Source organism: Bradyrhizobium sp. USDA 4506, from assembly GCF_054058795.1.
On sequence record NZ_JBSSBM010000002.1, the window covers coordinates 3,946,491 to 3,959,311 of the forward strand.

Here is a 12,821-nt window from a genome sequence, read left to right on the forward strand (position 1 = left end):
CTCAACCGAGATTCAATTCCTTGAAGAAGTCGTTGCCCTTGTCGTCGATGATGATGAAGGCCGGGAAATCGACCACCTCGATGCGCCAGATCGCTTCCATGCCGAGCTCGGGATACTCGACCACCTCGACCTTCTTGATGCAGTGCTCGGCGAGGTTCGCCGCGGCGCCGCCGATCGAGCCGAGGTAGAAGCCGCCATGCTTCTTGCAAGCCTCGCGCACAGCGACCGCGCGGTTGCCCTTGGCAACCATCACCATCGAGCCGCCGGCCGCCTGGAACTGGTCGACGAAGGAATCCATGCGTCCCGCCGTGGTCGGGCCGAATGCACCGGAGGCGTAGCCATCGGGCGTCTTGGCGGGACCGGCGTAATAGACCGGATGGTTCTTGAAATAATCCGGCAACGGCTCGCCCTTCTCCAGCCGCTCGCGCAGCTTGGCGTGCGCCGAGTCGCGCGCCACGATCATGGTGCCGGTCATCGAGACGCGGGTCTTGATCGGATATTGCGACAGCGTCGCCAGGATCTCCTTCATCGGCTTGTTGAGGTCGATCTTGACGACCTCACCGCCGAGCGACTGCTCCACCGCAGGCAGATACTGCGCCGGGTTGTGCTCGAGCTCCTCGAGATAGACGCCGTCCCTGGTGATCTTGCCGAGCACCTGGCGGTCCGCCGAACAGGAGACGCCGAGCCCAATCGGCAGCGAGGCGCCGTGGCGCGGCATGCGGATCACGCGCACGTCATGGCAGAAATACTTGCCGCCGAACTGCGCGCCGACGCCGAGCGACTGCGTCATCTTGAGGATTTCCTGCTCCATCTCGAGATCGCGGAACGCATTGCCGTCGGCCGAGCCGTGGGTCGGCAGCGCGTCGAGATAGCGGGCCGAGGCAAGCTTCACGGTCTTCATGCAGAGCTCGGCCGAGGTGCCGCCGATCACGATCGCAAGGTGGTACGGGGGACACGCCGCGGTGCCGAGCGTCAGCACCTTCTCCTTCAGGAAGGCCAGCAACCGGTCCTTGGTCAGCACCGAGGGCGTCGCCTGGAACAGGAAGCTCTTGTTGGCGCTTCCGCCGCCCTTGGCCATGAACATGAACTTGTAAGCATCATCGCCCTCGGCGTAGATCTCGCACTGCGCCGGCATGTTGTTGGCGGTGTTCTTCTCCTCATACATCGACAAGGGAGCGACCTGCGAGTAGCGCAGATTGCGGCGCAGATAGGCATCGCGCGCGCCTTCGGACAGCGCAGCCTCGTCGTCACCGTCGGTGATGACGTTGCATCCCTTCTTGCCCATGATGATTGCGGTACCGGTGTCCTGGCACATCGGCAGCACGCCGCCGGCCGCGATGTTGGCATTCTTCAGGAAGTCGAAGGCGACGAACTTGTCGTTGTCGCTGGCTTCCTTGTCCTCGAGGATCGAGCGGAGCTGCTTCAGATGACCCGGCCGCAGATAGTGGTTGATGTCGCCGAAGGCGGCCTCGGAGAGCGCGCGCAGCGCCTCCCGCGACACCACAAGCATGTCCTTGCCCAACACCTTCTCGACCCGGACGCCCTCGCTCGTGACCTTCTTGTAGGGCGTGGTGTCGGCACCAAGCGGGAACAGAGGCGTGTGCTTGTAGGGCGGAACAGGCTTTTGCTGGTCGGGAAAGGCTGAGGGGGCGTTCATGAGCTGCTCGTCGGTTTCGAAAGGCCGGTGCCGGCCGCGGGGCCGCCGGCAATGTAGAGCCGTTCTAAGCCTTTTTCCGACAAAGGAAAGGGAAGCGGGCCGCCTTCCAGCCATGCGCGGGACTGGCAATCCACGTGCTATGTTTCATGCCATCGTAATCCCAAGTTGCCACAACGCCGGCAAGCCGCGGAACGGCCAAGGAAACCATCAGGAAGCCATCAGGAGACCTTCATGAAGACAGCGCTTTTCGTCCGGTTCGCGGCGCTGGCCTTGTTGATCGCGATCCCGACCGGCGCCGATGCCGCCCGCCTCGGCAGGCCCTGCGGCGGCCTTGCCGGACTGCAATGCAGCGGTCGCGGCCAGTTCTGCCAGTTCAAGCCCGGGACCTGCGGCCGCTTCGACCAGACCGGCACCTGCGCGTTCCGCCCGACGATCTGCAACAAGATCTTCAAGCCCGTATGCGGCTGCGACGGCAAGACCTATGGCAATGATTGCGAGCGCCGGGCCGCCGGGGCTTCCAAAGCGCAGGACGGCAGGTGCGCGTCCTGACGTGGCCATATTGACGCGCTCCGCGGGAGCCTGCATGTAGCTTCGCGTACTTTCATACCGCGGGGGGTATTTCGTGACAGCATCGTTGCGCCGACGCTTGCCTTTGGGCATCCGCTCCACTCTGCCGGCCGCGCTGATCGCGCTGGCGACGGTTTTCGTCGCAGCGCCTGCGCATGCCGATCCCTGCGTGGACATCGCCAAGCAGCTCGCCGGCCAGATCGACGGACTGAAGGTCAATTTCAGCGCCGCCAACATCACCTACCTCACGCATCCGGCGGCAAAGGAATTGTCGCTCGGCTGCCGCGGCAAGGATTATTCGATCGAGCTCTACGCCAAGACCGATCGCAAGATGAAGCCGGAGTTCTTCAACCTGGTCGGCTCCGCCACCGCGCTGATCTTCACCGTGCCGAAGGACGACGCCGTCACCGGCACCTCGCGCTGCCTGAAGCGCATGGGCATCTTGCGCGGCAAACACCATCACGATGCGCTATCGCCGCCTCAACCTCGAATGCACCCGCAACAAGACCGACGCCTCGATCACGGTTCGCCGCGGCAACAACGAGTGATCAGCCTTCGCTGGTGATGCGCGCGATGGCGTCGAGCACCCGGCCCCATCCCGGGCTCATCATGTCGAAGGCGAAGCGGTTGCCCGGCAGCACGAAGCCGTCATGCACCATCCGCAGATGGGTGCCGCCCTCGACCGGCGTCAGCGTCCAGGTGACGATCGTGTCGAGCTTCGAGCCGTATTCCGGATTGGTATCAGCGCCGCCCTTCCAGGAGTAGCGCAACAGGCGCGGCGGATCGCAATCCAGCACCTCACAATGCACGACACCGTCCCAGTCGCCCATCGGCTTGGTGTGGAAATTGAAGCGATGGCCAACGGCCGGCACGAAATCGTTCGGCATCAGCCATTTCGTGATCCGATCGCTCGTCGTCAGCGTCCGCCAGATCTTCTCGGCCGCGTAGGGCAGCACCTTCTCGACCGTGATCGCGTGCGTCTCACCCATCACTCACTCTCCTTCAACAGCCGTTCCAGATTTGCGAAGCGCTCGGTCCAGAACGTCTCGTAGTGGCCGAGCCAGTCGATCAGCGGACCGAGCCCCTTCGGCGCGATGCGATAATGGATATGGCGGCCCTCGCGCCGCTCGGCGACCAGCCCGGCATCGCGCAGCGCGCGCAGATGTTGCGACACCGCCGGCTGCGACACCTTTGAACCCTGCACCAGGCCGGTCGCGGCGATCTCGCCTTCCCGCGCGATCCGCTCGAACACCGCTCGCCGCGTCGGGTCCGCGAGGGTCTTCAACACATCGGTCAGCTGCGTGGCGACAGGCATGAAAGTATATAAGCAATTGCTTATATGATTGTCAAGACAGTCGCGACGCTGGAACGTCTCGCCTGCTCCGAAAGTTGATCGCTGCGGTCGCATGTTTGCCGGGAAAACGGTGCGATAATATCAACTGGAATCGCGCGGAGCCGCTCATGATCGCAAAGCTCCTTCTGCAGAATACCTTCTTCGTCATCGCCATGGCCGTGCTGCTGTTTGCCTTCGCAGGTACGCTGCACTGGCCCGGCGCATGGGCCTATCTGATCGCCTCGGCCGTGATCGGCCCGGCCTGCGGGCTGTGGCTCGCCAAGGTCGATCCCGGGCTGCTGGCCGAGCGCATGCGCCTCACCGCGCGTGAAGGCCAGCCCACCGAGGACAAGCGGTTCATGCTGGTGTTCCTGGTCGTTGCCGTGCTGTGGTTCGTCGCGATGGGGCTCGAGCGGCGCTTTGGCGACGTCAATGACGGCGTGCCGCTGATCGTGCTCGGCCTTGTGCTGTATCTGGTCTCGACCGTGGCGATCCTGTGGGTGTTCCGCACCAACTCGTTCGCCGCGCCGGTCGTGAAGGTGCAGACCGAGCGCGACCATCACGTCATCTCGACCGGTCCCTACGCGCTGGTCCGCCATCCGATGTATACGAGCGTGATGCTGTTCTTCATCGGCGTGCCGCTGACGCTCGGCTCCTGGTGGGGCCTCGCCTTCGTGCCGGTGTTCTTCGTGATGTTTGCGATCCGCACAGGGATCGAGGAGCGCGCGCTGGTGACGGGGTTGTCAGGCTACGCCGATTATGCGGCACGGGTGCGCTACCGCCTCGTACCCGGGCTGTGGTGAGGGATCATCATGGCAGAGAGCAAGACCTACACCGGCGGTTGCCATTGCGGACAGGTCCGCTTCGAATGCACCACCGATATGGCCATGGTGACGGCCTGCAACTGCTCGATCTGCACCAAGAAGGGCCTGCACTTCGTGTTCATGCCGCCGTCGAGCTTCCAGCTTCGCGCCGGCGCCGAGAACCTCAAGGAATATCTCTTCAACCGCCATGCGATCCGCCATCAGCTTTGCGTCGATTGCGGCGTCGACGTGTTCGCGCGCGGCAAGAAGCCCGACGGCACCGACATCGTGGCGCTGAATGTCAGCTGCATCGATGGCATCGATCTGTCGAGGATCGCGATGACGCCGGTGGATGGGCGGAGCCGGTAGCCTTCCACGCCGTCATTCCGGGGCACGCGGAGCGTGAACCCGGAATCCAGAGATTGTGGCGCGAGATTCCGGGTTCGCTTCGCGCCCCGGAATGACGGCGATCACAAATCCAGTGCCTTGTAGCGCCGGAAAATGCCCTCTTCGTTGAATGGAATCCGCCGCTCGCTCGCCAGATACGCCTTGATGTTCGGCCGCTCGGCGACGCGATCGCGCAGCGCGATCAGGCGCGGGATCTTCTTCTCGAACGCCGCCATCCGCTTCGGAAACGCGTAGCGCAGGCCCTCCACGATCTGGAACAGCGAGAGGTCGGCGTAGGTCAGCCGGCGTCCGGTGACGAACGCACCGCGGTTGGCTTGCACGAGATCCTCGAAATAGCCGAGATATTTCGGCACCCGCGAATCCCAGAACTCCGCGGTGCGCTTCTTCGCCGGAGCCTTCTGGTCTTCGTAATACAGCGATGGCCCGAGCGGATGATGGGTGTCGTGGATCTCCACCACGAAGTCCGCGATCGTCAGCTGCAGCTGGTGCACCCAGAGCTTTCCGCCCTCCGCCTTCGGCGCGAGGCCGTGGCGCGCGCCGAGATAGAGCAGGATGTTGGCGGTCTGCCCGATCACGAGACTGCCGGCCTTGAGGAACGGCGGCGCGAAGGGCGGCGTGCCCTTGTGTGCCTCCATCATCTTCGTCATGGCACCCATGCCGCTCTTGGCGCGCGCGACATCGGTGTAGCCGGCGCCCGCATCCTCGAGCGCGAGGCGGACATATTCGCCGCGGCCCTGGATCATCGGCCAGTAGTAAAGCTGATAGTGCATGCACTTACCTCCGAAAACTTCGCCGCATCGCTTCGCTTCACCTCGATCGTAGCCACGCCGCGGTCAGATCGTCCATCGCGCACCGCTGCCTGTGCGAACCGCACAGAGGCTGCTAAGGTTCCAACGTCGAATCTTTCGATGAGGGATCATCTTATGGCGGACAGCAAGAAGAAGCGGGGCGCGGCAGATCGCGCTCTGATCGCGTTGAGCGAGTCCTACGAAGTTGCGTACTGGTCCAAGAAGTTCAAGGTCACGCCGGCGAAGCTGAAGGCCGCGGTCAAGAAGGTCGGGCATTCCGCCAAGAAGGTGGAAGCCCATTTCGAGGAGCAGCGCCACAAGGCCGCCGACCGCGCGCGGATCGCGATCAGCGAGCCCTACGAGGTCCGCTACTGGTCGAAGAAGTTCAAGGTGACCCCTGCCCGGCTCAAGACCGCGGTCGCCGCGGTCGGACATTCCTCGAAGAAGGTCGAAGCCTATTTCGCGGCGAAGAAAAAAACCGCGAAGAAAAAGAAGGCCGCGAAGAAGACCGCAAAGAAGACCGTCAAGCGCAGGAAGAGCTGAGCGCGATCGTGCTATCCCGTCATTGCGAGGCGCGAGGCGACGAAGCAATCCATCGCTCCGGGCCTATGGTAGGATGGATTCCGTCGCTGCACTCGCAATGACGAAGCAGATGCGCTCTCTCAGTTAGCCGCGAAGCAGTACAGCAGGCCGTCGCCGCCGGTGCTCTTCAGGTCAGCCTGCGAGCAGCCGCCGTCGGGACCGCGCGAGGGATGCGACGTGTTCCAGGATTTTGACGGCTCGTCGTCGCGCAGGCCCTTGCGGTCGAAGTGCCCGAGCATGGCGGCGCCTTGTGTGCTGCTTGTCCAGTTCTTGCAGGTGCGGTCCTCGCCGGCCGCAAACGCTGTACCGTCTGCTTGCGACCCCGTCAGCACGTCGTGGCGGTTCGGCGTGTCGCCGGCACCGTTGACGACCTCGCCCTTCTCGGACAGCGCGGTCTGCTTGGTGAGATTGTTGCCGGCGCTGTGCAGGTCGGCGACGTCCTTGGCGACCACGACGCCCTTTACATTCTTCCACGGTCCCTTGCCGATACGATCGCGCGCATTCTCCGCTGCCTTGCCGTCGGCCGCCTGGGTCGAGAGATAGGCGCGCCAGGTCTTCGGCGCACCGAAGCCGGCGGCCTGCGCCAGCGTCTGGCAATGATTGTCGGCGCCGGCGAGCCCGCCGAGATTGCCGCCGTTGCCGATGCCGTTGCTGGTCAGGAAGAAGCTGGTGTCGGCGGTCTGCGCCGCCGCCGGCGGCGCCGCCACGACGACGAACGCAAGACAGGCCGGAACCGCAATATGCGCAACGATCTTCATCTCAATCCTCCCGATGGTTGTTATGGTCCGCTGAGATCAACCCGCAGGGCCTCCGGATATTCCGGCGCCGCGACATGTGAATGAAGGCACAAAACAAAGGCGCCACGGACGAGGCCGCGGCGCCTTGTATCTGCCATTCTCCGGCAACCGATCAGTTGGTCTGCTGGATCGCCGAAAGCTCCCAATTGCCGCCGCGCTGGCGTACGAAGGTCCAGACCTCAGTGACCTCCTCCGGCTGCGTGCCGCCGCCGACCTGACGGCCGGTGCCGCGCTCGAGCACGGTGTCGACCAGCGAGTAGCGCATCGCGACCGTCGCATACTCGCTGTCGCCTTCGCGCCAGGCTTCCGCCAGATCGCCCTGCAGCAGCTTCACATTGGTCACCTTGTTGGTGACGTTGCGCGCCTTGTTCTCCTCGAGATCCTTCGAGAAGTACGACACCATCTCCGGCGTCGCGAGCGTGTGCAGCTTCGCGATGTCCTCGTTCGACCACGCGGTCTGGATGTCGCCGAGCAGCCGTTCGAACGTCTCATAGTCGCCAGGCGTGATCTCGACCGGCGCATTCGATCCGCCGCCAAGGCCGAAGCCGAAGCCCGAGCGGGCGTTCGCCTGCGGACCGGGGCCGACGTCGGGGCCACCGGCATAGGCGGCCGCCGGCGTGTTGCGGCGCTGCCACCACGACATCGCAAGGCGAACCACGAGCACGATCAGACCGATCTGCAGCAAGAGGCCGAGCATCGACGACAAGCCGCCGAGACCCGAGAACAACCCGCCGCCGAACAGCATGCCGAACAGGCCGGCGCCAAGGAAGCCCGCGGCCAGGCCGCCGAGCAGGCCGCGGCCCATTCCGCCGCGACCAAACAGGCCGCCGGAATTTGCCGCCGCCGGCGAGCCCATGTTCGGGCTACCAGGCTGGCTGAAGGTGCGGTTCATCGGCGCAACCGAGCCCGGCGCCGTGTTGGTCGAGGGCGGCGCGGAGAATGTCCGCGAGCCGCGCGAGCCGCCGCCGCCAACGCGGGCGTCGGCCGCCGAAACGGTCATCATCACGGGCAGCGCCAGTGCCATCGCGACGGCGATCGCCCGAACAATTCCACGCGTGCGTTGCGAGAAATTCATGTTGGTTTCCTCAAAGGATTCCCCGGCATGGGGAAACGCCCCTAAGATGGGCAGGGACGGTTAAAAGTGAAGCGGGAAACGGGAACCGCGGCTGCGGCCCTCGGTCGCGGAGATGTGACACTATGGTCCTTGTGGATGCGACGGCGCGTCCTACCGCGGGATGAGGCCCGGTTTCAACCACAGTTACCGCGGAATTTCGCCTCGCACTTGCGAGAAGTAAAGCCGGTTGCCGCGGCAACCGGCTAGTTCGCCGTCATGGTTTCCTTCACCGCGGCGACCAGCTGCGTCAACGTGAAGGGTTTCGGCAGGAACGCGAACTGCTGGTTCTCCGGCAGGCTCTTCTCGAAGGCGTCCTCGGCATAGCCTGAGACGAAGATGATCTTCAGCTCCGCGTTGCGGCTGCGCATTTCCTTCAGCAGCGTCGGGCCGTCCATCTCCGGCATCACGACGTCGGAGACGACGAGATCGACGGCGCCGTTCTTCTCCTCGAACGCCTCCAGCGCCTCGACGCCGTTCGCCGCCTCGATCACGCTGTAGCCGCGCGAACGCAGGCCGCGCGCATTGAGCGAGCGCAAACCGTCCTCGTCCTCGACCAGCAGGATGGTGCCCTGCCCGGTCAGGTCCGGCTTCGGCTTGGCGGCTTCCGTGACGGCGGCGGTTTCCTTGGCCGCACCGTTGCCGGCATGGGCCTCCGGTGCGACCTCCTGCTGCTGGCGATGCCGCGGCAGATAGATCCGGAACGTGGTGCCGCCGCCCGGCACGGAATCGACATAGACGAAGCCGCCGGTCTGCTTGACGATGCCGTAGACCGTGGACAGGCCGAGACCGGTCCCCTTGCCGACTTCCTTGGTCGAGAAGAACGGCTCGAAGATCTTGTCGATGATCTCGGCCGGAATGCCGGTGCCGGTGTCGGCGATCTCGATCTTCACATAGTCCGCCGCCGGCATGCCCTTGTTGGCGAGTTGGGCGGCTTCCTCGGTCGGCACATTGGCGGTGCGGATGATCAGCTTGCCACCGTCGGGCATCGCATCGCGCGCGTTGACCGCGAGATTGACCACCACCTGCTCGAACTGCGAGACGTCAACCTTCACCGGCCACAGGTCGCGGCCATGCACGAGGTCGAGCTTGACCTTCTCGCCGATCAGCCGGCGCAGCAGCATGGTGAGGTCGCTCAATGCATCGCCGAGATCGAGCACCTGCGGCCGCAGCGTCTGGCGGCGCGAGAATGCAAGCAGCTGCCGCACCAGCGTCGCGGCGCGGGTGGCGTTCTGCTTGATCTGCATGATGTCCTGGAACGACGGGTCGGTCGGCTTGTGCGCGTTCAGCAGGAAGTCGTTGGCCATCATGATGGCCGACAGCACGTTGTTGAAGTCGTGCGCGATGCCGCCGGCGAGCTGGCCGACCATCTCCATCTTCTGCGACTGGTTGATCTGGTTTTCCAGCGCGCGCCGCTCGGTGGTTTCGAGCATGTAGACGATCGCGGTCTCGGCGTCGCGCTCGTCCTTCTCGACGGTGGTGACGAAGAACTGGGCAAAGCGCTCCTTGGGCCCGTCGAGCATCACCTCGACCGGCGCGATGTCGCCCTGGCCCTCGGCCGCCTGGTTGATCGCGGCGATCAGCAGGCCGCGGTCGCGCGGATTGACGGCGCGGAAGATCGACTTGGCGGCGCCGCCGTCGCCGTTCAGGCCCTGCGCCAGCTTGGCATAGCGCGCATTGGCGCCGACCACATTGCCGCCGCGATCGACGGTCGCGATCGCCATCGGCGTATGGTCGAAGAAGCGCATGAAGCGCACCTCGGCGGCGCGCTCCGGATCGGAATGCTCGTCGCGGGCGCGGCTGATCACCAGCGTGCGCGAGGCGCCCGCCGCGCCGTCGGAGCCGAAAGCGAGCTTGTGATAGAGCCGCACCGGCACGGTCTTGCCGCCGCGCATCCGCAGGTCGATGTCGAACACCTCGGTCTTGACCTCGCCCGGCACCGCCGCAATCGAGGTCAACAGCGCCGCGCCGTCGCCCGAGACGATGTCGGTCAGTTTCAGGCCGCCCGAGCCGATCTCGGCCAGATCGTAGTCCAGCCAGTTGGCCAGCGTGGCGTTGACATAGGCGATCTCGCCGGCCGGATTGACCGAGAAGAAGCCGCATGGCGCGTGATCGAGATATTCGATCGCGTGCCGCAGCTCCTGGAACACGTCTTCCTGGCGCTCGCGGTCGCGGGTGACGTCGGCGATCGACCAAACCGCATATTTCGCATCGCGCTTACCCTCGCCGAGTGGGCGTACCCGCAGGCGCAGCCAGCGGCCCTGGCCGGCCTCCTGGCCGGCGACGCGGACCTCCTCCTGCTGCCGCTTGCCCTCGCGGGCAGCCTTCAAAAGGCGGAACACGGCCTCGGAGACGTCGGGGTTGCCGATGAAGACGCGCTCGACCGGACGGACGTCCTGCGGCCCGGCCGCGCCGGTCAGCGTGAGATAGGCGGCGTTGGAATAGACCACGTGGCCGCGGGAGTCGGTGACGACGAGCCCTTCCTGGGCCTGGTCGGCGATCCGCGCCATCACCGGATCATCGGTGGCACGGTCGGAGAAGCGGATGATGCCGGCGGCAAGGGCGAACAGGTTGAACAGCCCGACTGTGGCGAGCAGCGCCAGCACGCCGAGGATATAGGGCTGCGCCTCGGTGCGGCCGATGGTCATCAGCCAGACCGCCACCGCGACGATGCCGGCGGCGATCAGGACCACCAGCAGGATGCTGCCGTTCCGCCGCGCTGGCCCGTGGGCCACGAACGGCTCGGTCACGGAAGGATCGTTGCTATCGGCGGTCATCTGGAGAGACATGGCTCGTCTGCATCACGAAGGCGACCGGCCGGCCACCTCGCCCCTGAGTGCCTGAATCGGACCCGAAAACGCAAGTCCAACAGGCGGCAATTTCGCAAGTTACGCGCATTTCAAGCGGGTTTTCCGCCCCTTACTGCCGCAGGCCGGACAGGCCGCGCCTCAGCCGCATCACGTAGCCGATGATTTCGGCAACCGCGTGATAGTGCTCGACCGGGATCTCCCGGTCGAGCTCGACCGTCGCATAGAGCGCCCGGGCCAGCGCCACGTTCTCCACGATCGGAATGTCGTGCTCCTTGGCGATCTCCCGGATCTTGAAGGCAAGATTGTCGACGCCCTTGGCGACGCAGATCGGCGCCGACATGCTGCGGTCGTAGGCCAGCGCCACCGAATAGTGGGTCGGGTTAGTGATGATCACCGAGGCCTTCGGAACCTGGGCCATCATGCGCTTCTTGGCGCGCTGGACCCGCAATTGCTTGATCCTGCCCTTGACGTGCGGGTCGCCTTCCGACTGCTTGAACTCCTCCTTCATCTCCTGCAGCGACATCTTGTGACGCTCGTACCAGGTCCGGTACTGGAAGAAGTAATCGGCGATCGCGACCGCAGCGAGGATGGCGACCACCGCCGCCAACAGGTGCACCGTCATGCCGGTGATGGCGGGCAGCAGCTCGGCCGGATCGACTCGCAGGAAGGATTCCATCCGCATCCGGTCGGGCCACAGCACCGCGACCATCACGGCGCCGAGCGCAATCAGCTTGAACAGGCCCTTCAGGAAATTCGCCACCGCCTGCTTGCCGAACAGCCGCTTGAAGCCGGCCGCCGGCGAGATCTTGGAGAATTTCGGCTTCAGCTGCTCACCCGACCACACCAGCTGATGCTGCACCATGTTGCCCGCGATCGCGGCCAGCGCCAGCAACAGGAACGGCACGCCGATCGCGGCGACCACCGCGTAGCCGAGCGACTGTGTCAGCGCCAGCAGGCCGGCGCCGTCGATGCGGATCATCCATGAATTGGCGATCAGGTTGCGCAGCGGCATCAAGATGCCGCTGCCGATCGAGCCCGAGAAGGTCGACAGCACCAAGGTGCCGCCGGCGATCACGAACCAGGTATTGACCTCCTGGCTCTTGGCAACGTCACCTTTCTCGAGGGCTTCATCGAGACGTTTTTGCGTAGGGTCTTCTGTTTTGTCTTCGGTATCGTCCGCCACTGCTTCTCCCCCTAATTCATCGGAGCGAGCTGGCGCATGACGCCGAGGAAATAGTCGAGATAGGTGTTCATCATCGCGGCGAGCACGACGCCGAAGATCAGGAACCCGACCATGATCGAGAGCGGCACGCCGACGAAATAGACCTGCATCTGCGGCATCAGCCGCGCCAGCACGCCAAGCCCGATGTTGAAGACCAGGCCGAACACCAGGAACGGCGCGGACAGCTGCAGGCCGATCTTGAAGGCGGCGGAGAAGGCCGAGGTCGCAAGCGCTGCGACATCGCCGGTCGGCATGATCTCGCCCGGCGAGAAAATGCGGTAGCTCTCGCTCAGCGCCGCAATGACGAGATAGTGGCTGTCGGTCGCAAACAGCAGCGTGAGGCCGAGGATGGTGAGGAAGTTGCCGATAATCTGGCCCTGCTGCCCCTGGGTCGGATCGACGGCGGTGACGAAGCCGAGGCCGAGCTGCTGCGCGATCACTGAGCCCGCGACGTTGAGCGCCGACAACGTCACCCGCGCGGTCGCGCCGAGCACGATGCCGATGATGAGCTCATGCACCATCAGGACGCCGAGCGAGGAGATCGACGTCAGGTCGACATGATAGGCGTTGCGATGCAGGGGAAGGATGATCAGCGTCAGCAACAGCGCGATCGACAGCTTGACCCGCGCCGGGATGTTGCTCTCGCCGAAACCGGGCAGCAGCATCACCATCGCGCCCACGCGCGCGAAGACCAGCACGAAGATCGCGGCCAGCGCCGGCAGCAGGGAGACATCGATGCGCAT

The 12,821-nt window shown here is 64.7% G+C and carries 13 protein-coding genes and 1 pseudogene; 5 read left to right on the plus strand and 9 right to left on the minus strand.

Translation table 11 applies throughout. The features are described from left to right. Position 1: 1 nt before the first annotated feature. On the minus strand, positions 2–1,657 hold the full coding sequence (locus ACVIHF_RS20990; RefSeq protein ID WP_038386003.1) for a fumarate hydratase: 1,656 nt from the start codon (positions 1,655–1,657) through the stop codon (positions 2–4). 231 nt (positions 1,658–1,888) lie between these two features. On the opposite strand from ACVIHF_RS20990, the gene ACVIHF_RS20995 reads away from it, so the two are divergent. Together ACVIHF_RS20995 and ACVIHF_RS21000 are read left to right on the plus strand one after the other, a co-directional pair. Next, a complete protein-coding gene (locus ACVIHF_RS20995) occupies positions 1,889–2,206 on the plus strand; it encodes a Kazal-type serine protease inhibitor family protein (protein WP_456792445.1) in 318 nt (105 codons plus the stop codon). A gap of 103 nt (positions 2,207–2,309) precedes the next feature. Next, positions 2,310–2,772 (plus strand): annotated as a pseudogene (locus tag ACVIHF_RS21000) (hypothetical protein). Here ACVIHF_RS21000 and ACVIHF_RS21005 read toward each other — a convergent pair. Then, on the minus strand, positions 2,773–3,213 hold the full coding sequence (locus tag ACVIHF_RS21005; RefSeq protein WP_225647937.1) for an SRPBCC family protein: 441 nt from the start codon (positions 3,211–3,213) through the stop codon (positions 2,773–2,775). Continuing rightward, positions 3,213–3,539: an ArsR/SmtB family transcription factor gene (locus ACVIHF_RS21010; protein WP_253607889.1), complete on the minus strand. Its 327-nt coding sequence runs from the start codon at positions 3,537–3,539 to the stop codon at positions 3,213–3,215. The genes ACVIHF_RS21005 and ACVIHF_RS21010 overlap by 1 nt, the downstream gene beginning before the upstream one ends. 146 nt (positions 3,540–3,685) lie before the next feature. Between ACVIHF_RS21010 and ACVIHF_RS21015 the strand changes: the two genes are divergently transcribed. Both ACVIHF_RS21015 and ACVIHF_RS21020 read left to right on the plus strand, forming a co-directional pair. Beyond that, positions 3,686–4,360 (plus strand): methyltransferase family protein, encoded by a 675-nt coding sequence (locus tag ACVIHF_RS21015; protein WP_253607888.1) that lies wholly within the window; start codon positions 3,686–3,688, stop codon positions 4,358–4,360. A gap of 9 nt (positions 4,361–4,369) precedes the next feature. Further along, a complete protein-coding gene (locus tag ACVIHF_RS21020; RefSeq protein WP_253607887.1) occupies positions 4,370–4,729 on the plus strand; it encodes a GFA family protein in 360 nt (119 codons plus the stop codon). Positions 4,730–4,830: 101 nt separating this feature from the next. Here ACVIHF_RS21020 and ACVIHF_RS21025 read toward each other — a convergent pair whose 3' ends face one another. Beyond that, a complete protein-coding gene (locus ACVIHF_RS21025) occupies positions 4,831–5,538 on the minus strand; it encodes a glutathione S-transferase (protein ID WP_253607886.1) in 708 nt (235 codons plus the stop codon). A 153-nt stretch (positions 5,539–5,691) separates the two neighbouring features. Here ACVIHF_RS21025 and ACVIHF_RS21030 point away from each other — a divergent pair, with 153 nt between their 5' ends. Next, positions 5,692–6,099, plus strand: coding sequence for a DUF3606 domain-containing protein (locus tag ACVIHF_RS21030; RefSeq protein WP_253607885.1), 408 nt, complete (start codon positions 5,692–5,694; stop codon positions 6,097–6,099). A gap of 119 nt (positions 6,100–6,218) precedes the next feature. Here the strand turns inward: ACVIHF_RS21030 and ACVIHF_RS21035 are convergent, their stop codons facing one another. The 5 genes from ACVIHF_RS21035 to fliR all read right to left on the minus strand — a co-directional run bounded on the left by ACVIHF_RS21035 (position 6,219) and on the right by fliR (position 12,821). Next, on the minus strand, positions 6,219–6,896 hold the full coding sequence (locus ACVIHF_RS21035; RefSeq protein ID WP_076825625.1) for a lectin: 678 nt from the start codon (positions 6,894–6,896) through the stop codon (positions 6,219–6,221). A gap of 151 nt (positions 6,897–7,047) precedes the next feature. Then, a complete protein-coding gene (locus tag ACVIHF_RS21040) occupies positions 7,048–8,010 on the minus strand; it encodes a Tim44 domain-containing protein (protein WP_456780240.1) in 963 nt (320 codons plus the stop codon). A 242-nt stretch (positions 8,011–8,252) separates the two neighbouring features. Continuing rightward, positions 8,253–10,823, minus strand: a complete 2,571-nt coding sequence (gene cckA / locus ACVIHF_RS21045; RefSeq protein ID WP_456781893.1) for a cell cycle histidine kinase CckA — start codon at positions 10,821–10,823, stop codon at positions 8,253–8,255. 142 nt (positions 10,824–10,965) lie between these two features. Continuing rightward, the gene (gene flhB / locus ACVIHF_RS21050; RefSeq protein WP_456780239.1) at positions 10,966–12,039 is read right to left on the minus strand and encodes a flagellar biosynthesis protein FlhB; all 1,074 of its coding nucleotides are present in this window, start codon (positions 12,037–12,039) and stop codon (positions 10,966–10,968) included. Positions 12,040–12,050: 11 nt separating this feature from the next. After that, complete coding sequence (gene fliR, locus ACVIHF_RS21055; protein WP_016844767.1) at positions 12,051–12,821, minus strand: flagellar biosynthetic protein FliR; 771 nt, start codon at positions 12,819–12,821, stop codon at positions 12,051–12,053.